The following is a 23,193-nucleotide window of genomic DNA, read 5'->3' as shown; positions in this document are numbered from 1 at the left end:
CAGAAATGTACATTGCATATGTACATTTTTTATTTTGTAGAAAAACATTATTGATATAGAAACATATATTGGTATAAAAGGGGGAAAAGTATGAAACATAAAGGAAAAATTAGTGGATTATTGCTTGGCAATACTGTGGCAGTTACAGAATGGATTGCACTTCAGGATGTAATTGCAAAACTGGATTCACGATCATTTTATACCGTCTTTATTATTTATATATTGCAAATGATACTAAGTTATTATTTTGGACATTGGTACGATAAAAGAACAAACGAGCGTATGGGTATGGAAGTAGGAGGAATGGCAAGCAATGATTTTGTTGTTGATTTTTTTGGGAAAGTAGCTGCTTTATCTGAAAGAGATTCTCGTAATATTACAGTGTACATTCTTTCTGTAAAAGAATGGGAAGGGTTAAAAGACACGTTGCAAGAAAAAAAGTTGGGAGTGTTAGTACAAAAATTAGAGAGTACCATTGTAAAGACAATTCGGAAGGGCGATGTTGTTACAAAGTGGGATGAAAATAAGTACGTTATTGTAGCAATTGATAATGGTCATGAAACATCAACAATAACAAAACGATTAATGAAAAATATTGAAAGTGAAATAGAAGGTGATTTACTCAGTGTCACTCTTTTATTTGGAGCAGCTAGCTATCCAGTAGAAGGAAAAACGTTTGAAGAACTGTTGAGAAAGTCGCAAAATCAATTGTACCAGTATAGAAATTTGCAAGAAAATGAGTGAAGCTTTGATTTGAAGATATATGATAGGAAGATGTTTTATTTGTAACATTTTTTTGACTTTTATTACAAAAAACGCCACGTTTGTAATAAAAGTCTTTAAAAATATATGAAATAAGCATATAATTATGATGGTAGTGCCAATGCAATTTGCACAGTGTGTTTTATTTTAAAAGTGTAGAGGAAAGCAAGCTCTACACTTTTCCTTTTTAGGAAATGAAAAGAATATTTGTAAGTTGTTGCGAGATATCGATTGTACTGTGTAAAATGAACAAAGAGATTAATTGATAGAAAGCTGGAAAGGGAATGATAGACGTGAGAGCGGAGCGATCACCTTTTATCAGGTGAACTATTATAGTCTTATTAAGACTGAGGTGAAATTCCGTGGATATTAAAGTAATACATAGTGTGAACAGGCCTTAAAAAACACGAAGTAGTATACTTAAAGATGGATATGGAATTGCTAAATAATTCAAAAAGAATAATGTAATATCAAGTAATAATTTGTACAAACAATATTAATGATCTTCGTAAAAAAGATGCGAGTGTATAGAACAATTACATATTTTATAACTTTTTTATATTACACGATGGTCGTTTATAAGTAGGAGGAAGAGATGTTGAAATATAGTAAATTAGCAATTGTAACTACATTATCAATGATTTTATTAGCCGGTTGTTTCGGTCCGAAACCAGAAGAAGAATTATATGTAGCGTTTGAAAACGCTGCTAAACAAGAAAAAACAATGTTTGAAGATGCAAAAAAACTTGAGACTTTAGAGAAAGAAGGACAAGAATTATATAACCAGATTGTTCAAGAAGGAAAAGATAATAATCAAACTGTTAAAGAAAAACTGAATCAAGCAGTGAAAAATACAACTGAACGAGAAAAAGTGCTTACAAAAGAAAAAGAAGTTTTAAATAAAGCGCAAGAAGAAGTGAAGTCAGCTGATAAGTATGTGAAGAAAATTGAAGATAAGAAATTGAAAGATCAAGCTGATAAAGTGAAAAGCACGTATGAGAAACGCCACGATTCATTTAATAAAATGTATGACAGCTATAACAAATCTTTAAAACAAGAAAAAGAGTTATATACAATGTTACAAGATAAAGGTACTAAATTAAAAGATATTAGTGAAAAAGTAAAAGTAGTAAATCAATCTTATAAGGATATTGAGTCAGAAAAAGATAAATTTAATGAATTTACAAAGTCTTATAATACAGAAAAAGTAGCTTTTTATAAACAAGCAAATATTAAAATTAAAGAAGAGAAAAAATAAAACAGTTTGGCCTACACTTGGCCAAACTGTTTTATTTTTTTGTATAAGTACGACTATACCATGGAACAGGCTCACTTAATTTTTTTTCTTGTTTTAATGCTTCAGGACCAATATAATCTTGAAGTGTTTTTTTTGCTACTGTTAAAGATAAGGTTGTTTTCGGATTTCGATAGGAGGATTCAAGATGACCAAGATGCGGTAGAATTCGAAAATCTTCTTTCGTAGGAGGGATGTGGAAAAAATAATCGCCTAAACGTATAAGGACATCAGATTGTTGTTGGCTAAAACGTGGGTTTCTAGAAAAATGCAATCCTTCTTTAATTGCTTTTTTTTCAGCAATCAAACGTTCTAAAGCTGTCTTTTTTAACCAGTATAAATATTTAGGATTAGTAGCTGCTTTAGCATGACGATTCACAACGAAAATAGATTGAGCTAGTCGATTAATAGAATGTTGGTTTTGTAATTGAGATTGTGGTTGTGAAGGTTTCATATTGAATCTCCTTTCAATTTTTCATTATTATACCATAAATAAAATAGGTATTTATTATACGCAAAAAGTGATTGTATATATTTTCAATATTAAAGCAATATTGTTACAAAAAACAACTATTTTGTATAATAGTAATAGAATATGTTTTTGAAATTTGATAATGAAAGAGTGAGAAGTTTGAAAGAAATATTAAAACAACAGTATGCCATTATAGATATTGGATCTAATACAATGCGTTTAGTTATTTATGAAAAGCAAAATGGAGGTTTTTATAAAGAGATTGAAAATACGAAAGTTGTTGCTAGGTTAAGGAATTACTTAATTGATGGTGTATTGAATGAAGAGGGAATAGAAGTATTATTACAGACATTATTTCAATTTCAAGAAAGTACAAGATTCCATCAGTTGCATCATGTACTTTGTGTTGCAACAGCAACAATTAGACAGTCGGAGAATCAAGAGGAAATTAAAAAGCTTGTTGAAGGACAAACGGACTTTACTCTTAGAGTATTATCAGAGTATGAGGAAGCGCGTTACGGATACCTGGCGGTTATGAATTCTACATCGTTTTCAGAAGGAATAACGGTAGATATTGGTGGGGGAAGTACGGAAGTTACATACTTTAGAAATAGAGAGATTTTAGAGTACCATAGTTTTCCTTTTGGGGCACTTTCTTTAAAGCAACAATTTATTAAAGGTGATATTCCTACTAAAGATGAGTTAGAGGGAATGCAACAGTATTTAGAGTTTCAATTTCGAACGTTACCATGGTTAATCAATAAGAAATTGCCTCTTATTGCAATTGGTGGTAGTGCTAGGAACTTAGTAAAAATCCATCAAAATTTAATATGTTATCCTATAGCAGGATTACATTTATACAAGATGAAAGAAGAAGATGTTGAAAGTGTAAAAGAGGAATTGGAAAAATTGTCGTTCATAGAACTTCAGAAATTGGAAGGATTAGCAAAAGATCGAGCAGATACGATTATTCCAGCGGTTGAAGTATTTCATACACTTGTTCATGTTATAGAGGCACCGGCATTTGTATTAAGTAGAAAAGGGTTAAGAGAAGGTGTTTTCTATGAAGAGTTGACAAAAGATTTGGGGATTTCATATTATCCGAACGTAGTTGAAGAAAGTTTGCATTTACTATCACATGAATACGAAATGGACATGGAATTTGTTATTCAACTTATTAAACATGGAAGACTAATTTGCAAACAACTTGAGGAAATAGGGCTTATTTCTATGTCAGTAAAAGACTGGGAAGTGTTCCATCAAGCTGCGAAAGTATTTAATATAGGCAAATATATAGACGAAGAAGCGAGCCGTTTACATACGTTTTATTTATTAGCGAATAAGACAATTGATGGCATGATGCATAAAGATCGAGTAAGGCTAGCGCTTATTGCATCGTATAAATCAAAAATGTTATTTAAACAACATTTATCTCCATTTGAAGGTTGGTTTGATAAAAGCGAACAAAAAAAAATCCGCCTGTTAGGAGCTGTTTTACAATTTTCAGCTACTTTAAATGTAAGGCAACGATCGCTTATTGATACCATATCTATAACAGAAAGCGAAGAGGGATTAACGTTTAAAGTTTTATGTGAACAATCGGCATTAGCAGAAAAAGTACAAGCTGAAAAACAAAAAAAACAGTTAGAAAGAGTATTAAAAACGAATATTAATTTATTATTTGAACTAAAACATTAGGGTTGTACGGATGTCTTTACGAAAAATTTACACTTTGTAATATTGTAATTTGATAAAATGAAATCAACTAAATTATAGTAAAAAAGTTTCAAGGGGAAGTGTGAAGAGAATGGAATTATTGAAGGGGAATGCAGTAAATTTAAATGATACAGCTTATTACAATAATCGAGAGTTAAGTTGGTTAGCATTTAATGAACGTGTCTTACAAGAAGCGCAAGATGCAAATAATCCACTTTTGGAAAGATTGAAATTTATTAGTATTTTTAGTTCGAATTTAGATGAATTTTTTATGGTACGTGTAGCGGGATTAAAGGATCAAGTGAGTGCTGGATTTAATCAACCAGAAAATAAAGCTGGCTTAACACCGAAAAAGCAATTAAATAAAATTGCGATAAAAGCCCATGCACTAATGACAGTACAATATGATACATTTAAAAATTATGTATTACCAGCGCTTGAGTTAGAGGGAATTGAACGTTTAACATTCAATGATTTGACGAAAGAGCAGCGAGAATTTATAGAAGAGTATTTTGACGAGCAAATTTTTCCGGTGTTAACTCCTGTAGCTATTGATGCATATCGCCCATTTCCAATGTTATTAAACAAAAGTTTGAATTTGGCTACTCTTTTATATGATGAGAAGCAAGCGGAAGAAGAAAACAGGACGAAGTTAGGGATTGTACAAGTTCCTTCATTACTTGAGCGCTTCATAATTTTACCGAGTGAAGGGCAAAAGCATAAATTTATTTTATTAGAAGACGTAATTAGTAGCTTTACTCATAAATTATTTACGGGATATACAGTATCATCTGTTACTCGTTTCCGTATTACACGCAATGCAGATTTAACGATTCATGAAGAAGGTGCGAGAGATTTATTAAAGGTAATTGAAAAAGAATTAAAAAAGCGTAAGTGGGGGGCTGCTGTACGTTTAGAAGTTGGGAAAGAACACATTGATGAAAGAGTATTAGCGTTATTATATGAGGTTCTGGAAGTAAAAGATGAAGATGTATATATAATGGATGGCCCATTAGATTTAACATGTTTGTTTTCTTTATATAAAAAACTAGCTCCTTTATATGAACATCTTGTATATCCAGCTCTTATTCCGCAACCGCCTCAAGATTTAGGTGATGAAGAAGATGTATTTGAAAAAGCAATTGAGCATGATATTTTATTACATCATCCTTTTGAATCATTTCAGCCGGTAGTTGATTTTGTCCGTGATGCGGCAGACGATCCGAATGTACTTGCGATTAAACAAACGTTATATCGTGTAAGTGGTGATTCACCGATTATTCAGGCGTTAAAGATAGCGGCTGAAAAGGGAAAACAAGTGACGGTATTAGTTGAATTAAAGGCAAGGTTTGATGAAGAAAACAATGTTCACTGGGCTAAAGAATTGGAACAGGCAGGCTGTCACGTTATTTACGGTGTCAGTCACTTGAAAACACATAGTAAAATTACGCTAGTTGTAAGGAGAAAAAACGGAAAAATCGAAAGGTTCGTACATCTCGGAACTGGGAACTATAATGATGCAACAGCGAAGTTATATACTGATTTTGGATATATTACATCAAGAAAAGATTTTGGGGTCGATGCAACCAATTTCTTTAATTATTTAAGTGGTTATACAACAAAGCCACATTTTCATCATTTATCGGTTGCTCCATTTGATATAAGAGAGCAATTTATGGATTTAATAGATGAAGAAATCCGTTATCATAGGCAATATGGAAATGGATATATTATCGCTAAGATGAATTCATTAACAGATAAACCATTAATAAAAAAAATGTACGAAGCATCACAAGCTGGAGTAAAGGTAGAGCTCATTGTTCGAGGAACATGTTGCCTACGACCTGGTATTCCAAATGTAAGTGAAAATATTCGTGTAGTTAGTGTTGTTGGAAGATATTTAGAACATAGCCGTATTTATTATTTCCATCATAATGGGGAGGAGAAAATATATTTATCTTCAGCTGATTTGATGACGCGAAATATGGAGAAGCGAGTGGAAATATCTTTCCCGATATTAGATATTGAAATGAAGGCACGAATTAAGGCGATTTTACAGCTTACATTAGCTGATAATGTGAAAACACGTGAACAAAATAAAGATGGTGATTACTATTATGTTATTAATGGTAGTACAGAAGAAATTGATAGCCAAGTGAAGTTGTTTAAGATGGCGTATCAAAATACAGACGCTGAATAATGAAAAAAAGTAAAAACCTCTTATGTCCATAAGAGGTTTTTACTTTTTTCTACTCATATGCTCCAAAAATAGAAGGATGAGTAGAAACAATAGTTTTATTATAAGCGTGTAATGAGATGGCTCGTTGAGAGAATAATATTTGAAAGAATCGTTACTTTAACCTAGTAATAGTAGGGTTGCTGACATGGTCCACCGTAACAAGGATAAGGTGCTGGCGGCGGGAAAGGTGGTGGATAAGGTGGATAAAATGGTCGAGGGCCGAAAGCTAATGCTCCGCCGAGCAATCCACCAGCAATTCCAGCTAGAAAGGGAACGCCAAAAAACGGGAAGAAGCGTGAGTCGCCTACTGGACCAATAGGTGCTGAACGGACTGGAATTGGTTGATAATATGGATACATGAACATACCTCCTTTATTGGACTCACTTTTATCATATGGTAAACGAAACATGGATGAGCGCGTACAAGAAAGGATATGTAAGAAAATAGGCGAATTATTACGAATGTTGGAGTGTGAAAATTGTGATTTCAGGTTTTGACATGAAACGAAATGGGACACGTGTTCTTCCAAGACCTCGATTGACATAGAGAGTTAAATCTTGCATCGTATAGAAGCCTTCAATATAGTCTTTGGCGAGTGATGGTGTAATAATAGCCCCTAAAAAAGGAATTTGTACTTGTCCGCCATGGCTATGACCAGAAAGTTGCAAGTTGATTGGATATTTGGAAATTTGCGGCGCGATATCTGGCTCGTGAACAAGAACGATGTTATAAGTATTTTGCCGTGCATGTTGTAATGTTTTCTCTATTTTTGGTTTGCCTAGTAGTATATCATCGAGACCGAAAATAGAAATTTCACTATTATCCATTAGACGAATTCTTTTTTCACTATTTAGCAATAGTTCAAATCCTGATTCACGCATGATGTGCTCATAGTATTCAGTTCCATATCCACCGTGATCATGGTTACCATAAATAGCGAATTTACCGAAGGGGGCTTGTATATTTTTTAAAATGGATGCGACAAAAGGAGTGTCAGTATACGTTTGATAATTATCAATGAGATCTCCGGTAAAAAGGACAATATCTGGATTTACAGCATTAATTTTAGAAACAACTTGAGATAAATGTTGAAGCGAGAAATAGTATCCGAGATGTAAATCGCTGAATTGAAGAATTTTCATACCATGAAAACTTTTTGGGATGAGTTGTGATTTTAATGTGTGCTGTGTAAAAGAAATGAAATGGGGTTCTATATATTTAGCATAGTAGTATCCGATGCCACTGGTTATAAATGAATAGAGACAAGTACGCATACCAATTTTTAAAAAATTTCTTCTTGTAATGTGCGTCATAAAAATATGAGTATTCCTCAATGTTTTTATTCCATTTACAGGCTACTCAAATCTCCTTTCAGTTTATTTAAAAATATACTTTACATAATAAAAAATTAGTATAGATTACGAAAAAAATGAATAAAAAGAAAGTTCTTTACATTAAAATATCAGAAAAGTTTAAAAATATAAAGATTTCTATTAAATAAAGTGATAAAATGAATGTGTATTCATTTTTTGGAGGGGATGTATGTGAAAGAAAAGGTAGTTATTATAACAGGTGGATCGAGTGGAATGGGAAAAGGAATGGCGACTCGCTTTGCAAAAGAAGGGGCACGAGTTGTTATTACAGGACGTACAAAAGAAAAACTAGAGGAAACAAAGTTGGAAATTGAACAATTTCCAGGGCAAGTATTACCTGTACAAATGGATGTAAGAAATACGGATGACATTCAGAAAATGATTGAACAGATTGATGAGAAGTTTGGTCGAATTGATGTTTTAATAAATAATGCAGCTGGAAACTTTATTTGTCCAGCAGAAGATTTATCCGTGAATGGCTGGAATTCGGTCATTAATATTGTATTAAACGGTACATTTTACTGTAGCCATGCTGTCGGAAAATATTGGATTGAAAAAGGTATAAAAGGGAATATCATTAACATGGTAGCAACATATGCATGGGATGCAGGTCCAGGAGTTATTCATTCGGCTGCAGCGAAGGCAGGAGTATTAGCGATGACGAAGACGCTCGCTGTTGAGTGGGGACGTAAATATGGAATACGAGTTAACGCTATCGCTCCAGGACCAATTGAACGTACGGGCGGTGCTGATAAATTATGGATTTCAGAAGAAATGGCTAAGCGTACGATACAAAGTGTTCCGCTTGGAAGGCTGGGTACGCCAGAAGAAATCGCTGGTTTAGCTTATTATTTATGCTCAGATGAAGCTGCGTACATAAATGGAACTTGCATGACAATGGATGGAGGACAACATTTACATCAATATCCATTTTAAAAGGGATAAAAAAATGAATGTTTGATTCATTTTTTTACGGTTAAATGTGACGGAATTGTGACATATGAAAGAAAAGTGTTTACAAGAGGTCATATATACGTTATATTTAAGACCTCTTTTTTCTTCATAGTAGAATTGCTAATTCCCCTTAGCATTTTACCCCTCTAATCCCTTCAGGAAAACTGAAGGGATTTTTTATTATTTTTCCGTAAATATCATGTTATAATTTTTGAAAAGTAAAGGGAGGGAAGCACGTTGATAGATGCATTAGATGTAATGAGTAACTTGGATAAAGTCCTTCCTTATTATCAAGCTATTTTTAGTGCTGATGAGCATACTGTAATTGGATATGAAGTAGTAGGACGTATTCAAACAGAAGAGGGCATACAAAGTTTAGCTTCTTTCTTTCACGATGATTCGATTCCAAGTGAATTTCAACTGGAAGCGGATAATATTATAGTAGAAAAAGCTTTAAATCGTTATTTAGAAAGCGATCAAAAATTATTATTATTTATACATCGGAATGCTAATGTATTAATGAATGATGATGATGAAAGCTTGCTTCAACTTTTATTGAGGTATGAAGAACAAGGTTTAAATTTAAAACAAATTGTTTTAGAGATTACAGAGCATGAATGTAAAGAAGATATAGAGCAATTTAATCATTTGCTTATGTATTATCGTACATATGGTATTCAAATTTCGATTAATAAAGTCGGAACGGGTACAAGTAATTTAGAGCGTATTAGCGTGTTAGTACCTGATATTTTAAAAGTAGATTTAACAAACTTAAGGCAAACAGCACTTTTACAATCTTATCAAGATATTTTATATTCTTTATCATTACTTGCTAGAAGAATTGGTGCAACTTTATTATATGAAGAAATAGATGCTTTTTATCAACTGCAATATGCTTGGAAGAACGGCGGAAGATATTATCAAGGTAATTATTTAAAAGAATGTTTACCTGATTTTATTGAAACGAATGTTTTGAAAGAGCGACTAGGTAATGAATGTCATCAGTTTATTCAGCATGAAAAGAAGAAGTTACAAAAAATTTATAATTTAACAGAGATGTTACGCGATCGCATTGGCGATGTTTTATCAAAACAAAAAAAGAATGAAGATATAAATGATTGGTTATTACAATTTAGTCAAAGTGTATCACAGTGTAGTTTTCGTATATTTATTTGTAATGAAGATGGTTTCCAACAATCAGGAAATGTTATGAAAAAAGATGGAGAATGGATTGTGATGCCGGATTATTATATGAAGAACTGGAGCTGGCGCCCGTATTTTCTCGAGAATATAATGAAAATGCGTTTTGAGAATAAGGCGAGGCTTTCAGATTTATATGCAGATATTGAAACGGGAGAAATGGTACGAACATTTTCTTTCCCGATTGATGATGACAACTTTTTATTTATAGATTTATCTTATGAATATTTATATGAAGAAGATGTTTTATTTTAATGCACGAAGAGATTCGTGCATTTTTTGTTTGTTTTTATCATAAATTGGTAATAGTGAAAATGGTGATGAAAATGCTGTCTATCGTTGTAAAGATTTTACGAACGAAATCTGTCCTTTCTTTGCATAATCATTGTTACAATGAATACTACAAAGACAAGTTCTTTTAAAAGGAAGGTGAAAAAATGAGGAAATATGGAATATGGCTTGTTCTATTTGTATGTGTTGCCTTTCTAGTTGGTTATAGTGTTACGACTGTTTTAGGAAAAGAGGAAGTGGAAGTCGATCGGAAAGAAGTATTTACAACGATACAAAAAGGCTATGAAACCCAGTTTTCAATTCGTGGGAAGCATTTGCCGATGAATAAGATGATAGAGACGTTATCACCGTATTTTACAGATAATTTCCTTCAAGTATTTACAGATGAAAATAGCAGAAGTGATAAACAAAGTGGTGAATATTTATTTCCGGCAAAAGAAGCGCCGTTTTCTTTTAATTCAGAAACGAAAATGTCGTATGATGAAGAACATAAAAATTTATATGTATATGAGCGGACAAAAAGTGGACAATATCAAATTGTAACATTGAAAAGGGATCAAGATAAATGGAAGTTAGCAGGATATCATGAAAGTCAGGAACTTTTAACTGAAATAAAAAGGTTGCAACAATTATAAAGTGAAACTTTTAATCAGTGGGTGGGAGTTTTACTACCTACAAATAGCGGGATAAGAATAGGAATAGGTATTTACCTATTCCTATTCTATATTGAGTAGTTGTTGTAACTTTTCAATTTGAAAACCTGCAACTACTTCGCCATCAATTACGACTGTTGGAGTTGAATAAGAATCATAGTCGTATAAAAGACGATTGCGAGCAGCAGCGTCTTTTTTTACGTCAAATTCTTCATATGCAACGTTATTATGCTTCAAAAATTCTTTTACAATAACACATGGCGGACAATCGGGTTGTGTATAAACCTCAATTTTTTTCATTGTAATTCCTCCTTTTTTTCTGTTTTTTATTATATTCTTCCAGTATAAAAACCGCAATAATGAAGGAGAAATATGTTCTTTCTGTTTTTTCCTTCGCATTTCGACAAATTTTTAGTTGAGTTTCTGGCCAATAACCTTTATCCTAGAGTGTGGAACATTTTTTCTGTTATGACGGATAGAATGAGTATAGCTGTAAAACCTATTGGTAGGAAGATCAGAGAAAGGAGAGATTTCATGTCTCTACTCCAAGGAATTTTAACTCGACTTGTTAGTCTACAAGAACAAGCTGAAAGCGGTGAAGTAGCACAACGCTATTTTGAAGTGAACGGTGAGCGCAAATGTAGCGTGAAATTTTTCGATAAAAGTGAAATGTATGAGTTAGAAGTGTATCAACAAGGTGAAAAACCTCAAGTATATCAATTCGATAATATCGACATGGTTGCAATTGAGATTTACGATATCATTTCTTGATACATATAAAAAAGGTACTGCCACATGGCAGTACCTTTTTTAGTTCTATTACTTTCTAGCATAATGTATAGAAGTTTTTTATTTTTCCTACAATGGTATTAAAATGAAAATTTAATCCGTGCAAGTTTGCTTATCCATGTGGATAATTAGTCCCGTCAACCGGGTGAATATGTGAAGCTAAACTTCTCACTATCGCTGGGTTTTGCAAATAGCGGGAGAAATATAACTAGGAGGTTATCGTATGGAACGTTTACCAGTTGTGATTTGTCCTAATTGTCAAAGTTCTGCTGAGATTATTCATGTATTAACGGCTCAATCTAATCAAAATGTAATTTATACGTGCCAAGTTTGTCACTTTGTAATTCGAAATATTGAAACGAATAAAGGATAGGAAGTTATAATTTTAGTTTTTGTCCCATACAATGAGAATACGAAAAGTCTGTCTAATTGAAAGGACGTGACTCTGTGGACGGTGCACATAAATTTTACAATGTTTCAGAGAGACATTTAAATTTTGATATGGTCTTTAACCGTATTTGTAGTTTCATTGAAAAGGATCCGCGAAATTTGTATCGATTATCCATTGGGACAGACTCGCAAGCGCATCAAAAGGATACGAGGTTTATTACAGCAATCCATATTCATCGTGTTGGAAAAGGTGCCTGGGGTTGTTTACACCATAGATCAGTAAAAGATAAGCCAGCGACCTTACGTGAGAAAATATATTTAGAAACGCAGTTTAGTCAAGAAATCGCATGTCTATTTACGCCTACTCATATACAAACAATATGGGAGTTATTGCATCCTTATGCTCAAGATGGGGCTGGATTCATAATGGAAATTCATTTAGACATTGGGAATGATGGCTTAACAAAAGAATTTATTTTAGATATGACAGAAAAAATTCGAGCGATGGGATTAACTGCAAAAATTAAGCCGGATGCTTATGCGGCGTTTAGCTATGCAAATCGATATACGAAATGATTTTTTTGTATGTGTGCGATTGTTACATATCTTTTAATAAAAACTGAATATTACATCTATTAAATAGGTTGAATTTTTTATATAATAAGAGTAACGATGCGAGTGTAAGGAGAGGGGTATATGCAAAGGGAAGTTGTTTTAACGAAGGAAGAAGAAAGTTTACTACTAGATATTTTATTTCAGCAAAATTACGCAAGTGAAATTTTAGCTGTGGAACTTACAGATATTGAGAATGGTTTGAAACAGACCGATGTGATGCAATATAAAAAAATCACAAGGTTATTTTACAGATTAAAAAATAAAGGGTATTAAGCGCTACCGGAATGGTAGTCTTTTTTTTGTGCGGTATGCTAAAATAGCTGTGTGATTGTATTTTTATTGAAATAAATTTAGGACAAAATAATAATATGAAAACGCTGTCATAAAATGTGAATAGAGTTGTGAACATAAGCAGGAAAAAGGGAAAATGGGGGATGTAATATGATTAGTATTCCGAAAGACGAATTTCAACAAATTCTTGTGAAGGATTTAATGATTTCATCGGAAAAAGTAGCTCATGTCCAAATTGGAAATAGTTTAGAACATGCTTTACTCGTTCTTGTAAAATCTGGATATTCAGCGATACCTGTCTTAGATCCAATGTATAAACTACATGGTTTGATTAGTACTGCCATGATATTAGATGGTATGTTAGGATTAGAACGTATTGAGTTTGAAAGGCTCGATGATATGAAAGTAGAGCAGGTGATGAAAGAAGATATACCTGTTCTTAAATTAGACGATTCATTTGCAAAAGCTTTAGAAATGACAATTGATCATCCTTTTATTTGCGCTGTTAATGAAGAAGGCTATTTTGAGGGGATTTTAACACGTCGAGCTATTTTAAAATTGTTGAATAAGAAAGTAAGGCAACATAATCGATAAAGTGAAAAAAGTGACTTCATAGAAACGAAGAAGTCACTTTTTTTTCGTGCATATCACTTGTGTATGTATTATATTTAAAAAGACATAAAACATAAGGAAAGTTTGCGCTGGACAATTGTATTTTCTGAATGAAAGCATTCGGGTAAATTAAGGATGAAAAGCTTATTGAAATAAGGTGTATGGAAGCTAAGGAAAGAGGGAGAAAGTTGCAAATTGATGATTTTCAAATGATGGTTGTGTTAGCTCAGGAATCAAATATGAGAAAAGCGGCGGAACGTTTATTTGTTTCCCAACCTGCGCTGAGTCAACGATTACAATCTATGGAGAAACAATGGGGAATGAAGTTTTTTATTCGCTCACAAAAAGGATTGACAATTACACCTGAAGGGGAAAAAGTTGCAAATTATGCCAAAGAAATGTTGCAAAGGGAAGAAGATATAAAAAGTGAGCTGGCTGTTTTCAGAACGGAAACTCATGGAACGTTAAAAATAGCTGTTGCATCAGTTATTGGTCAATATTGGCTCCCTCCTGTTTTGAAAAAGTTTGTGCATAAATATCCTTCTGTAAAGATATCGCTGTTTACTGGATGGAGTAGTGAAGTGCAAAAGCAGTTTTATGAAGGAGACGTGCATGTTGCTATACTGAGGGGAACACAAGAATATAAAGGTCAGAAGCAACAATTATTTGAAGATGAACTGTATTTAGTTGATAAAGAAATAAAAGATATTTCGATGTTAAAAGAAACAAATAGGCCGTTCATTCAATTTAAAAGTGACTCGACTTATTATGGACAAATACAAAATTGGTGGTATGGTTTATTTTCTAATCCGCCTAAGCGAACGATTGTAGTTGACCAAATTGAAACATGTAAACAACTTGTTTTAAATGGTATAGGTTATGCCCTTTTACCTTCTACTGTTTTAAAGGAAGTACAGGAAAATATGTATAAAACACCTGTTCAACTGACGAGAGAAACATGGTTGTTAACAAGTGACTCGGCAAGGCAGTTGAAGCAAGTACAAGCATTTTTAGAAATTATAGAAGAAATTCAAAGGGAAAAATAAGATTATTATCTTGCTACTCGCTCTTTCGTTTGGTAGAGTAACATTATAAATGGATTTAGGAGGCAACAAGAATGAAAATGATGGACGCTAACGAAATTATTTCGTTTATTCAAAAAAGTGAAAAGAAAACTCCTGTAAAGGTATACATAAAAGGGGATTTAAAAGAAGTAACATTCCCTGAAACAGTACAAGCATTTGTGAATAAAAAATCAGGTGTATTATTCGGAGAATGGTCTGAAATTAAGACAATTCTTGATGAGAATAATAAGCACATCGTTGACTACGTTGTAGAAAACGATCGTCGTAATTCTGCAATCCCAATGCTTGATTTAAAAGGTATTAAAGCTCGCATCGAGCCAGGTGCTATTATTCGTGACCATGTTGAAATTGGTGACAACGCTGTAATTATGATGAATGCAACAATTAACATTGGTGCTGTAATTGGTGAAGGTTCTATGATCGACATGAACGCAGTACTTGGTGGACGTGCAACAGTCGGTAAAAACTGTCACGTAGGTGCAGGTGCTGTACTTGCAGGTGTTATTGAGCCACCTTCTGCAAAACCAGTTATCGTTGAAGATGATGTAGTAATCGGTGCAAATGTAGTTGTTTTAGAGGGTGTTACAGTAGGTAAAGGTGCAGTTGTAGCAGCGGGAGCTGTTGTAACAGAAGATGTGCCTCCATACACAGTTGTTGCAGGTACTCCAGCACGTGTAATTAAAGAAATTGATGAGAAGACAAAAGCAAAAACAGAAATTAAACAAGAGCTTCGTCAATTAAACCCAGAGAAATAAAAAGTAAAAAAAGCGTAAGAGCGTAAATGGGCTCTTACGCTTTTTATAGATAGAGGTGCAAAAATGACAGTAAGCAAATTTGTCCAAATTCGTAGAGATCTACATAGAATTCCAGAAATCGGATTTAAGGAATGGAAAACACAACAGTATATTTTAGATTATATAGGAACACTTTCTCATGAATTTGTGGAAGTGAAGACATGGAAAACGGGTGTAATCGTTAAAGTAAATGGAAAAAATCCCGAAAAAATAATAGGTTATCGTGCAGATATAGACGGTTTACCAATTACAGAGGAAACTGGATACGAGTTTGCTTCTATTCATGAAGGAATGATGCATGCATGTGGCCATGATGTACATACAACAATCGGTTTAGGCCTTCTAACGAAAGCTGTGAGCGAAAGAATAGATGATGACCTTGTATTTCTATTCCAGCCAGCAGAAGAAGGACCAGGCGGTGCTCTTCCTATGTTAGAAAGTGAAGAGTTAAAAGAATGGAAACCGAATATAATTCTTGGTCTTCATATTGCACCAGAATACGCTGTGGGGACAATTGCAACGAAAGAAGGACTGTTATTTGCCAATACTTCAGAATTATATATTGATTTAAAAGGGAAAGGTGGCCATGCTGCCTATCCGCATACTGCAAATGACATGATTGTTGCAGCGAGTCATCTTGTTACACAGCTTCAATCCGTTATTAGTCGCAATGTAAATCCTCTTGATAGTGCAGTAATTACAATCGGGAAAATTACTGGTGGTACGGTTCAAAATATTATTGCAGAAAAATCTCGTTTAGAAGGAACGATTCGAACATTATCAGTGGAATCAATGAAGCGTGTGAAAAGCAGAATTGAGTCAATTGTTGCAGGCATCGAAGCTTCTTTCCAGTGTGAGGCGATTATAGATTACGGAGCAATGTATCATCAAGTATATAACCATGAAGAGTTAACGAGAGAGTTTATGGAATTTGTACATAAACAAACTGATATGAATGTTATTACATGTACTGAGGCAATGACGGGTGAAGATTTTGGTTATATGCTTCGAGAAATCCCTGGATTTATGTTTTGGCTTGGAGTAAATTCAGAATATGGTTTACATCATGCAAAATTAAAACCAGACGAAGAAGTGATTGAAAAGGCAATTACATTTTTAAGCCAATATGTAAAGTGGAAAGGGAATAGAAAATAAAACTTCCACTTTCTTGAAGGTTCCAAAAAACTTTTTGTTCTGAGGTGTAAGTAACGCTCGTATAGATTGATTTTAGACATTTACATACAAATGGAAGAATTAAAGTTAATTGTACTGTTTTAATAATGAGCAGGGGGTTTAGCCACTGCTCATTATTAATTATTTGACTAACTTATATATGTTTACTTTTAGTATGAAAAGTGTGTAAAATCAATGTGAAACATAGAAAAAAGGGTGGGGAATTACGTGCAAATTAGCAGTGCGATTTTATGTTTCGTCTTATATGCGTATGTTATTATTGCGGCGGTTTATTTTGGGATAAGTTTTTATGCCTATCGTCTAGTAGATAATAATGAATATGACGAAACATACAAATGGGTGAAGAGATATTTATCACCTGTACTAGAAATTATGAATGGGTTTGTGCTCTTTTTATTTATTGGATTAATTGCTTTCTCAACGAGTTTAGTAGGGAATAAAACTACGTTATTTGTATTGGGTATCATTATTTTTATGTTGTTAGGAATAAGGATTGGTAATACGGTCTTTTGGAATGAAAGAAAAGTAGATGGTTGGACGGGAATGTTAATTCCGTGCATGTTAGCTGCAATCGTGACAAATATAGAGCATGAATATTATCAATTACATTTTTGGCTTATTATCGTTTTAACAATTCTTTCTGTTTTGTATATAAGCACAGTAGTACTAACATATATTGCACATGAAAAAGGAGATGTTAAAGGCACTCGTTTCTTTAGAGGACGGGCATTATTTTGGAGTGTGCCGACGATGGTAGTTATCGCGCTTATTGCGATATTAGTAAATGGATATCAATTTTCTAATTGGCAACTATTTTTAGAAAATTGGTGGATCTTTATCTTTTCGTTTATTGCTTTTTTAGGTGCAACGCATTATTTATTCCATCAACATCATTACATATGGGCGTTGTTATTTGCATTCACACAGCTTCTATTTGCCTTTTTTGGTCAAGAAACATTATTATTCGTTTTTGAAACATTTAGTTCTTTTGGAAATATATTTGTATTTGCTATGCTACTTGTTGGTATCGCTTTTTACTTGCAACAATATTTTTATATACAAAAACAAAAATAAGAGCTAATTACAGTTTTTGTGACGCATATAAAGTGTGTTACACTGAAAATAAATAGTACTTGAAGTTATTGGAGGAATTCCCGTGGGTGAGAAAGAAAAAGAATTTGCTGTCATTGGACTTGGTCGCTTTGGTGGAAGTATTTGCCGAGAACTAGCTCAATTAGGAATGGAAGTAATGGCAATCGATTCAGATGAGGATAAAATTAATGAATTTGCAAATATAGCTTCGCATGCTGTAATTGCAGATTCAACAGATGAGATGGTATTAAAAAGCCTTGGTATTCGAAATTTTGATCACGTAGTCGTTGCTATTGGAGATAATTTAAATTCAAGTATTTTAACGACTTTGATTTTGAAAGAGTTGGGTGTAAAAAATATTACTGTAAAAGCTCAAAATGATTATCATGAAAAAGTATTAAGTAAAATAGGTGCAGATCATATTGTGCATCCAGAACGTGATATGGGAAAAAGGATTGCTAATAATATTGCATCAAGCAATGTGCTAGACTACCTTGAGCTTTCAGATGAGCATAGTATTGTAGAGATTATTGCGAATAAAAAAATTGATGGGCACTCTTTAATTGAATTAGATATTCGTGCGAAGTTTGGATTGAATATTGTAGCAATTAAACGAGGCAAAGAAGTTATCGTATCCCCTCGAGCTACGGAGAATATTCAAGCAGGAGATATATTAATTGTCATTGGTCATGACGATGAAGTGGATCGATTTAAACACTTTTTAAGATAAGAGAAAAGAAAAGGACAATGCCTTCATGGCATTGTCCTTTTTCTTATATTTCCATAATGATTGGTAAAATCATTGGACGACGTTTCGTTTTCTCATATAGGAATGGAGCTAATGTGTCTGTAATTTCATTTTTAATTTCAGACCATTGTGTTGTTTTACGCTCCATTACTTTTTCTAAATGAGTTGTAATTAATGTTTGTGCATCATTGATTAAATCGCTACTTTCACGCATATAAACGAAACCGCGTGAGATGATATCAGGTCCTGCTGCAACTTTAAATTCTTTCATATCAATGCTTACAACTACAATTACAAGTCCTTCTTCAGAAAGGATACGACGATCGCGTAATACGATATTGCCAATATCTCCAATACCGTTCCCATCAATGTAGACCGAACCAGATGGGATTTTTCCAGCTACGCTAGCTTCATCCGAACGTAAAGCAAGAACATCGCCATTATCCATAATGAAGCAATTTTCTTCAGGGATGCCACAATCATTTGCTATGTTCATGTGCATACGCTGCATACGATATTCACCATGAATTGGCATGAAGTACTTCGGTTTAATTAGACGTAACATTAACTTTTGTTCTTCTTGTCCACCGTGTCCACTTGTATGGATATTTGAAAGTTTCCCATGAATTACATCAGCGCCAGCGCGGTACAACATGTTAATTGTACGACTTACGCTAATTGTATTTCCTGGAATTGGTGAAGAAGAGAAAACAACTGTATCTCCAGGAATAATTTGAATTTGGCGGTGTGTACCGTTTGCAATACGTGAAAGTGCTGCCATCGGTTCACCTTGACTACCTGTACATAAAATAACAACTTTATTAGCTGGTAAGCGGTTTAGTTGAGATGCATCTATGAATGTATCTTTCGGGCAACGAATATAACCAAGGTTTTGTCCAATTTCAATCGCTGCTTCCATACTTCGACCAAACACAGCTACTTTACGGTTGTTTTCAACAGCAGCTTCAACAACTTGTTGTAAGCGGTGAATATTTGATGCAAAGGTTGCGAATATAATCCGTCCTTCTACTTTACGGAAAATGTCTTGAATGCTATCACCAACGCGACGCTCAGACATAGTAAAGTTTGGAACTTCACTGTTCGTACTATCAGATAATAGACATAGTACGCCATCTTTACCGATTTCAGCCATTTTTGTTAAATCAGCTGGTTCACCAACTGGTGTGAAGTCAAATTTGAAGTCACCTGTATGAACAACTTGACCTTGAGGTGTTTTCACAACAACGCCGTACGAATCTGGAATACTGTGAGTTGTACGGAAGAAGGATACAGACGTTTTTTTGAATTTAATAACGTCATCTTCTTGAATCTCGTAAAGTTTTGCTTTACGAAGTAAGCCGTGTTCTTCTAATTTGTTTTTGATGAGTGCAATTGCTAATTTTCCGCCGTAAATTGGAATGTTCACTTGACGTAATAGGTAAGGGATTCCGCCGATATGATCTTCGTGACCATGTGTAATGAATAACCCTTTAATTTTATCTTCGTTTCGCACAAAATAAGTGTAGTCTGGTATTACATAATCGATTCCGAGAAGTTCGTCCTCTGGAAATTTAATTCCAGCATCAATTATAATAATTTCATCTTGAAATTGAACAGCGTATGTATTTTTACCGATTTCACCAAGCCCACCGAGAGCAAATACAGCAACTTGGTCGTTTTTTAGAAATTTCATATCGCTATACGATTTCCGCTAATGTTAAATCAGCGTTTTCTTTTTCATATTCAAGATGAGCGCCAGTAACAGACTGAACAAACTCGATATTATATGCGAACTTATTTAATTTTGTACGAACATCCTTTTCAGACGTAGCCTCTAAATATAAAACTTTTGTATTTTCACGTACTGGAACCTCAGTTAATTTTTCTTGATAAAATACTTTAAAAATCATTTGGAAAACCTCTCCTTGTCTATGTTTTGCATTATCTGTTACTTATTATAAAGCAAACAGTCACGATTTTCATGTTTTTTCGAATGAGAATGAAGAAAAAGCCCGAAATGGGCACAATTTAAGCGACTGTCTTTTTACGGACTAGACCATTTAAATAACGCTTGAGCTTTTTCTTCAGCTTCTTCAGCATGATTACTCCTTCCTTTCCTTATTTTAAACATGCCTATTACTAGTGAAAACTCTATCTCTGATATAAGAGATAGGACAAAAGTGAATGGTGAATCTTGTCCTTTCCCATACAGTGAAAGTTATTCTATAGTAACGATCAGTAGCCGTTAGTTATAGGTATAGTATGAGGAAGAATGGAAAAGAAAATTCATCCGAACAAGTATCTACATGTTTTACTAATATATATATGCAAAGTTTACAAATAAGGTCAGAAAGGGAACGCTTTCTTCACAGATGTTTAATATGTTATACTTTTTTTTAGAATTTGAAAAGTGATATTCAAAATAGGAATATAGAGTCCCAGAAAGGATTTTGACAAATGAATGATAAAATTGTCTTTTTTGATATTGATGGAACATTATTAGATCATGATAAAAAAATTCCGCAATCTACACGAGATGCAGTAAAACAGTTACAAGAAAAAGGTGTACATGTAGCAATTGCGACAGGGCGCGCGCCATTTATGTTCGAAGATATTCGTAAGGAACTTGATATACATAATTATGTTAGTTTTAATGGACAATATGTTGTCTTTGAAGATGAGGTAATATTTAATAATCCGTTACATCCAGATGCTTTACATAAGTTTACTCAGTTTGCAAAACAAGAAGGATATCCACTTGTATATCTTGACCATCAAGATATGAGAGCATCAGTGGAATATCATGATTATGTGAAAGAAGGCTTTGGAAGCTTAAACTTTGAGCATCCAGCATATGAGCCTAATTTTTATGAGGAACGTAATATTTATCAAACACTACTTTTTTGTGAAGTAAATGAAGAGGAAAAGTTTATTAATCATTATCCAGATTTCCATTTTATTCGTTGGCATGCATATTCAATGGATATCATTCCGAATGGTGGTTCTAAGGCAAAAGGAATTGAGAAATACATTGAAAAGTTAGGTTTTAATCGTGATCAAGTGTATGCATTTGGAGATGGCTTAAATGATTTAGAAATGATCGAAGCCGTTGGCACAGGTATTGTGATGGGAAATGGCCATGAAGACTTGAAAAAACTTGCAAATCATGTGACAAAGGATGTTAATGAAGACGGTATATATCATGGACTAAAGTGGGCTGGATTGCTATAAGTGAATATGGAACCCATTTCATAATAAAAAGGCGGAAGATTAACTTCCGCCTTTTTATTATTATCGCTCTAGAGGTTTGGAATCATCAGGAGCGGCAAAAGGATTTTCTTTATTGATATGGTCATAGAACATAACGCCATTTAAATGATCAATCTCGTGTTGGAATACGATTGCTGGTAAACCTTTTAAACGTAATTTTACTTCTTCTCCGTTAATAGAAGTTGCTTTTACTGTAATTCTTGTATAACGAGGAACATAACCAGGTACTTCGCGGTCTACAGATAGACAGCCTTCACCACCCTGTAAATATGTACGTTCAACAGAATGGCTAATGATTTTTGGATTGAATAATGCATGGCTATATAATGTACCATCCGCATCGGTTACATGAACTGCAATCATTTTTTTTGAAACACCGATTTGCGGAGCCGCTAATCCGATTCCAGGGCGTAAACTATATTTTTCAGCCATTTCAGGATCTTGGCTATTTATTACGAATTCAATCATTTCTTTTAAGGTAGTTGTATCTTCTTCGCTTGCCGGTAAGGACACCTCTTCTGCAACGTTGCGCAAAATAGGATCTCCTTCGCGAATAACATCTTTCATTGTAAGCATATGTAATCTCTCCTTTCCTCTTTAGTCTACCAAAGGAGATAGAAAAAGTCATCGGCAAGAAAGGGAAGGCATTTTGGAAATCGTTCTATTATAGAGTAGTTATGTATGTGATAAACAGAAAAAGACGGCAAAGCCGTCTTTTTCTTTCCATAGTTGTTTCGTTTTACAATTAGCGAATGCAAGCAGCACCAACGATAATTAAAAGAATAAACAACACAACGATTAAGGCGAAGCCGCGTCCAGACCCGCCACAAGAACCGCCATAACCGTAGGAAGGATATGAACAAGTTGGATAGCAATATGAGTATCCGTACATGAGATGACCTCCTTTATCATTTCCCGCTAATACTGCGGTTACTATAATGTATGGAAGAGAGGGTAGAAATGTATAGGTATTTACCTAAAAAAGGAAGAGTAGTTTGTATATTTTTGTTACGAAGAGAGAAAAACTAAAGAGAATTAAATCGTTTACATATTATTCTAAGAGAAAAAATAAGTGAAAAAGGGAATAATATAACAGTAGGTCAATGCTTACTAATACAGATGTAAAAAATAAAAACACGTTTGTGTAGTAGAAACCTGCATATTATTTATAAAAAAACGTATTCAAAGTAATTGACATCGTAATTAGAATAGTTGTAAACTAAAAAACGTGATCAAGATTGTATTAATATGTTTCTGAAAAAACATTAGTACAGATTGTTAGGTACACAAAATTATTCTCAACCGACATACAAACATGTTGGTTTACATCGTTGCGCTTTTTAAACTGGAAAATAGCC

At 33.7% G+C, this 23,193-nt stretch carries 26 protein-coding genes; 18 read left to right on the top strand and 8 right to left on the bottom strand.

Features of this window, described 5'->3' with window-relative positions; genetic code table 11:
• Positions 1 to 90: 90 nt before the first annotated feature.
• Complete coding sequence (locus V7S45_RS19580; RefSeq protein WP_000680820.1) at positions 91 to 744, top strand: diguanylate cyclase; 654 nt, start codon at positions 91 to 93, stop codon at positions 742 to 744.
• Positions 745 to 1,357: 613 nt separating this feature from the next.
• Entirely contained in the window at positions 1,358 to 2,020 is a 663-nt protein-coding gene (locus V7S45_RS19575) for a YkyA family protein (RefSeq protein ID WP_000922498.1), read from the top strand.
• Between the two features lie 31 nt (positions 2,021 to 2,051).
• On the opposite strand, the gene V7S45_RS19570 is transcribed toward V7S45_RS19575, so the two are convergent.
• A complete protein-coding gene (locus tag V7S45_RS19570) occupies positions 2,052 to 2,510 on the bottom strand; it encodes a YkyB family protein (protein ID WP_000804864.1) in 459 nt (152 codons plus the stop codon).
• Positions 2,511 to 2,651: 141 nt separating this feature from the next.
• Between V7S45_RS19570 and V7S45_RS19565 the strand changes: the two genes are divergently transcribed.
• Positions 2,652 to 4,226, top strand: coding sequence for a Ppx/GppA family phosphatase (locus V7S45_RS19565; protein ID WP_002198132.1), 1,575 nt, complete (start codon positions 2,652 to 2,654; stop codon positions 4,224 to 4,226).
• A gap of 109 nt (positions 4,227 to 4,335) precedes the next feature.
• Positions 4,336 to 6,444 carry a polyphosphate kinase gene (locus V7S45_RS19560; protein ID WP_000421680.1) on the top strand — a complete coding sequence of 703 codons (2,109 nt, stop codon included), beginning with the start codon at positions 4,336 to 4,338 and terminating at the stop codon, positions 6,442 to 6,444.
• 161 nt (positions 6,445 to 6,605) lie between these two features.
• Here the strand turns inward: V7S45_RS19560 and V7S45_RS19555 are convergent, their stop codons facing one another.
• Positions 6,606 to 6,842, bottom strand: coding sequence for a hypothetical protein (locus V7S45_RS19555; RefSeq protein WP_000283738.1), 237 nt, complete (start codon positions 6,840 to 6,842; stop codon positions 6,606 to 6,608).
• Positions 6,843 to 6,939: 97 nt separating this feature from the next.
• Positions 6,940 to 7,797, bottom strand: coding sequence for a metallophosphoesterase (locus tag V7S45_RS19550; protein WP_002024756.1), 858 nt, complete (start codon positions 7,795 to 7,797; stop codon positions 6,940 to 6,942).
• Positions 7,798 to 8,028: 231 nt separating this feature from the next.
• Here V7S45_RS19550 and fadH point away from each other — a divergent pair, with 231 nt between their 5' ends.
• The 3 genes from fadH to V7S45_RS19535 all read left to right on the top strand — a co-directional run bounded on the left by fadH (position 8,029) and on the right by V7S45_RS19535 (position 10,937).
• On the top strand, positions 8,029 to 8,793 hold the full coding sequence (gene fadH / locus V7S45_RS19545; RefSeq protein WP_000660913.1) for a 2,4-dienoyl-CoA reductase: 765 nt from the start codon (positions 8,029 to 8,031) through the stop codon (positions 8,791 to 8,793).
• A gap of 255 nt (positions 8,794 to 9,048) precedes the next feature.
• On the top strand, positions 9,049 to 10,266 hold the full coding sequence (locus tag V7S45_RS19540) for an EAL-associated domain-containing protein (RefSeq protein ID WP_342761461.1): 1,218 nt from the start codon (positions 9,049 to 9,051) through the stop codon (positions 10,264 to 10,266).
• 182 nt (positions 10,267 to 10,448) lie between these two features.
• Positions 10,449 to 10,937, top strand: a complete 489-nt coding sequence (locus V7S45_RS19535) for a DUF3993 domain-containing protein (RefSeq protein WP_342761460.1) — start codon at positions 10,449 to 10,451, stop codon at positions 10,935 to 10,937.
• 81 nt (positions 10,938 to 11,018) lie between these two features.
• Here V7S45_RS19535 and V7S45_RS19530 read toward each other — a convergent pair whose 3' ends face one another.
• The gene (locus V7S45_RS19530; RefSeq protein ID WP_000717875.1) at positions 11,019 to 11,255 is read right to left on the bottom strand and encodes a glutaredoxin family protein; all 237 of its coding nucleotides are present in this window, start codon (positions 11,253 to 11,255) and stop codon (positions 11,019 to 11,021) included.
• Positions 11,256 to 11,489: 234 nt separating this feature from the next.
• Here V7S45_RS19530 and V7S45_RS19525 point away from each other — a divergent pair, with 234 nt between their 5' ends.
• From V7S45_RS19525 to V7S45_RS19480, 10 genes are all read left to right on the top strand, one after another.
• A complete protein-coding gene (locus tag V7S45_RS19525) occupies positions 11,490 to 11,726 on the top strand; it encodes a YkuJ family protein (RefSeq protein WP_000055151.1) in 237 nt (78 codons plus the stop codon).
• Positions 11,727 to 11,967: 241 nt separating this feature from the next.
• A complete protein-coding gene (locus tag V7S45_RS19520; protein ID WP_000440540.1) occupies positions 11,968 to 12,117 on the top strand; it encodes a hypothetical protein in 150 nt (49 codons plus the stop codon).
• 74 nt (positions 12,118 to 12,191) lie between these two features.
• Positions 12,192 to 12,710 (top strand): ribonuclease H-like YkuK family protein, encoded by a 519-nt coding sequence (locus V7S45_RS19515; protein WP_000348489.1) that lies wholly within the window; start codon positions 12,192 to 12,194, stop codon positions 12,708 to 12,710.
• 120 nt (positions 12,711 to 12,830) lie between these two features.
• Positions 12,831 to 13,022: an antirepressor AbbA gene (abbA, locus tag V7S45_RS19510; RefSeq protein WP_001188692.1), complete on the top strand. Its 192-nt coding sequence runs from the start codon at positions 12,831 to 12,833 to the stop codon at positions 13,020 to 13,022.
• Positions 13,023 to 13,190: 168 nt separating this feature from the next.
• Complete coding sequence (cbpB, locus tag V7S45_RS19505) at positions 13,191 to 13,634, top strand: cyclic-di-AMP-binding protein CbpB (protein ID WP_000623579.1); 444 nt, start codon at positions 13,191 to 13,193, stop codon at positions 13,632 to 13,634.
• Between the two features lie 179 nt (positions 13,635 to 13,813).
• Positions 13,814 to 14,698, top strand: a complete 885-nt coding sequence (locus tag V7S45_RS19500) for a LysR family transcriptional regulator (RefSeq protein ID WP_001987174.1) — start codon at positions 13,814 to 13,816, stop codon at positions 14,696 to 14,698.
• Between the two features lie 71 nt (positions 14,699 to 14,769).
• A complete protein-coding gene (gene dapD / locus V7S45_RS19495) occupies positions 14,770 to 15,492 on the top strand; it encodes a 2,3,4,5-tetrahydropyridine-2,6-dicarboxylate N-acetyltransferase (RefSeq protein ID WP_000783241.1) in 723 nt (240 codons plus the stop codon).
• 63 nt (positions 15,493 to 15,555) lie between these two features.
• On the top strand, positions 15,556 to 16,686 hold the full coding sequence (locus V7S45_RS19490; RefSeq protein ID WP_000218672.1) for an N-acetyldiaminopimelate deacetylase: 1,131 nt from the start codon (positions 15,556 to 15,558) through the stop codon (positions 16,684 to 16,686).
• A gap of 246 nt (positions 16,687 to 16,932) precedes the next feature.
• Complete coding sequence (locus tag V7S45_RS19485) at positions 16,933 to 17,799, top strand: cytochrome c oxidase assembly protein (protein WP_001167324.1); 867 nt, start codon at positions 16,933 to 16,935, stop codon at positions 17,797 to 17,799.
• A gap of 82 nt (positions 17,800 to 17,881) precedes the next feature.
• Complete coding sequence (locus V7S45_RS19480) at positions 17,882 to 18,547, top strand: TrkA family potassium uptake protein (RefSeq protein ID WP_000504032.1); 666 nt, start codon at positions 17,882 to 17,884, stop codon at positions 18,545 to 18,547.
• Between the two features lie 43 nt (positions 18,548 to 18,590).
• On the opposite strand, the gene rnjA is transcribed toward V7S45_RS19480, so the two are convergent.
• Both rnjA and V7S45_RS19470 read right to left on the bottom strand, forming a co-directional pair.
• A complete protein-coding gene (gene rnjA / locus V7S45_RS19475) occupies positions 18,591 to 20,258 on the bottom strand; it encodes a ribonuclease J1 (protein ID WP_000670377.1) in 1,668 nt (555 codons plus the stop codon).
• 4 nt (positions 20,259 to 20,262) lie between these two features.
• A complete protein-coding gene (locus V7S45_RS19470) occupies positions 20,263 to 20,475 on the bottom strand; it encodes a DNA-dependent RNA polymerase subunit epsilon (protein ID WP_000576435.1) in 213 nt (70 codons plus the stop codon).
• A gap of 547 nt (positions 20,476 to 21,022) precedes the next feature.
• On the opposite strand from V7S45_RS19470, the gene V7S45_RS19465 reads away from it, so the two are divergent.
• Positions 21,023 to 21,796 carry a Cof-type HAD-IIB family hydrolase gene (locus V7S45_RS19465; RefSeq protein ID WP_000998268.1) on the top strand — a complete coding sequence of 258 codons (774 nt, stop codon included), beginning with the start codon at positions 21,023 to 21,025 and terminating at the stop codon, positions 21,794 to 21,796.
• A gap of 60 nt (positions 21,797 to 21,856) precedes the next feature.
• Here V7S45_RS19465 and def read toward each other — a convergent pair whose 3' ends face one another.
• Together def and V7S45_RS19455 are read right to left on the bottom strand one after the other, a co-directional pair.
• Positions 21,857 to 22,411: a peptide deformylase gene (gene def, locus V7S45_RS19460; protein ID WP_000957048.1), complete on the bottom strand. Its 555-nt coding sequence runs from the start codon at positions 22,409 to 22,411 to the stop codon at positions 21,857 to 21,859.
• Positions 22,412 to 22,580: 169 nt separating this feature from the next.
• Positions 22,581 to 22,727 carry a YjcZ family sporulation protein gene (locus tag V7S45_RS19455; RefSeq protein WP_000274562.1) on the bottom strand — a complete coding sequence of 49 codons (147 nt, stop codon included), beginning with the start codon at positions 22,725 to 22,727 and terminating at the stop codon, positions 22,581 to 22,583.
• Positions 22,728 to 23,193: the final 466 nt, after the last annotated feature.

It is taken from the genome of Bacillus sp. BR3(2024), assembly GCF_039134555.1.
Classification (GTDB): domain Bacteria; phylum Bacillota; class Bacilli; order Bacillales; family Bacillaceae_G; genus Bacillus_A; species Bacillus_A cereus.
This window is presented reverse-complemented; position numbering and strand designations above follow the sequence as displayed.

Excerpts from the sequence above, each read along its gene's own strand:
- V7S45_RS19580 (WP_000680820.1), top strand. The coding sequence starts at position 91 with ATGAAACATAAAGGAAAAATTAGTGGATTATTGCTTGGCAATACTGTG.
- V7S45_RS19575 (WP_000922498.1), top strand. The coding sequence starts at position 1,358 with ATGTTGAAATATAGTAAATTAGCAATTGTAACTACATTATCAATGATT.
- V7S45_RS19570 (WP_000804864.1), bottom strand. The coding sequence starts at position 2,510 with ATGAAACCTTCACAACCACAATCTCAATTACAAAACCAACATTCTATT.
- V7S45_RS19565 (WP_002198132.1), top strand. The coding sequence starts at position 2,652 with ATGTTTTTGAAATTTGATAATGAAAGAGTGAGAAGTTTGAAAGAAATA.
- V7S45_RS19560 (WP_000421680.1), top strand. The coding sequence starts at position 4,336 with ATGGAATTATTGAAGGGGAATGCAGTAAATTTAAATGATACAGCTTAT.
- V7S45_RS19555 (WP_000283738.1), bottom strand. The coding sequence starts at position 6,842 with ATGTATCCATATTATCAACCAATTCCAGTCCGTTCAGCACCTATTGGT.
- V7S45_RS19550 (WP_002024756.1), bottom strand. The coding sequence starts at position 7,797 with ATGACGCACATTACAAGAAGAAATTTTTTAAAAATTGGTATGCGTACT.
- V7S45_RS19535 (WP_342761460.1), top strand. The coding sequence starts at position 10,449 with ATGAGGAAATATGGAATATGGCTTGTTCTATTTGTATGTGTTGCCTTT.
- V7S45_RS19530 (WP_000717875.1), bottom strand. The coding sequence starts at position 11,255 with ATGAAAAAAATTGAGGTTTATACACAACCCGATTGTCCGCCATGTGTT.
- V7S45_RS19525 (WP_000055151.1), top strand. The coding sequence starts at position 11,490 with ATGTCTCTACTCCAAGGAATTTTAACTCGACTTGTTAGTCTACAAGAA.
- V7S45_RS19520 (WP_000440540.1), top strand. The coding sequence starts at position 11,968 with ATGGAACGTTTACCAGTTGTGATTTGTCCTAATTGTCAAAGTTCTGCT.
- abbA (WP_001188692.1), top strand. The coding sequence starts at position 12,831 with ATGCAAAGGGAAGTTGTTTTAACGAAGGAAGAAGAAAGTTTACTACTA.
- cbpB (WP_000623579.1), top strand. The coding sequence starts at position 13,191 with ATGATTAGTATTCCGAAAGACGAATTTCAACAAATTCTTGTGAAGGAT.
- V7S45_RS19500 (WP_001987174.1), top strand. The coding sequence starts at position 13,814 with ATGGAAGCTAAGGAAAGAGGGAGAAAGTTGCAAATTGATGATTTTCAA.
- dapD (WP_000783241.1), top strand. The coding sequence starts at position 14,770 with ATGAAAATGATGGACGCTAACGAAATTATTTCGTTTATTCAAAAAAGT.
- V7S45_RS19490 (WP_000218672.1), top strand. The coding sequence starts at position 15,556 with ATGACAGTAAGCAAATTTGTCCAAATTCGTAGAGATCTACATAGAATT.
- rnjA (WP_000670377.1), bottom strand. The coding sequence starts at position 20,258 with ATGAAATTTCTAAAAAACGACCAAGTTGCTGTATTTGCTCTCGGTGGG.
- V7S45_RS19470 (WP_000576435.1), bottom strand. The coding sequence starts at position 20,475 with ATGATTTTTAAAGTATTTTATCAAGAAAAATTAACTGAGGTTCCAGTA.
- V7S45_RS19465 (WP_000998268.1), top strand. The coding sequence starts at position 21,023 with ATGAATGATAAAATTGTCTTTTTTGATATTGATGGAACATTATTAGAT.
- def (WP_000957048.1), bottom strand. The coding sequence starts at position 22,411 with ATGCTTACAATGAAAGATGTTATTCGCGAAGGAGATCCTATTTTGCGC.
- V7S45_RS19455 (WP_000274562.1), bottom strand. The coding sequence starts at position 22,727 with ATGTACGGATACTCATATTGCTATCCAACTTGTTCATATCCTTCCTAC.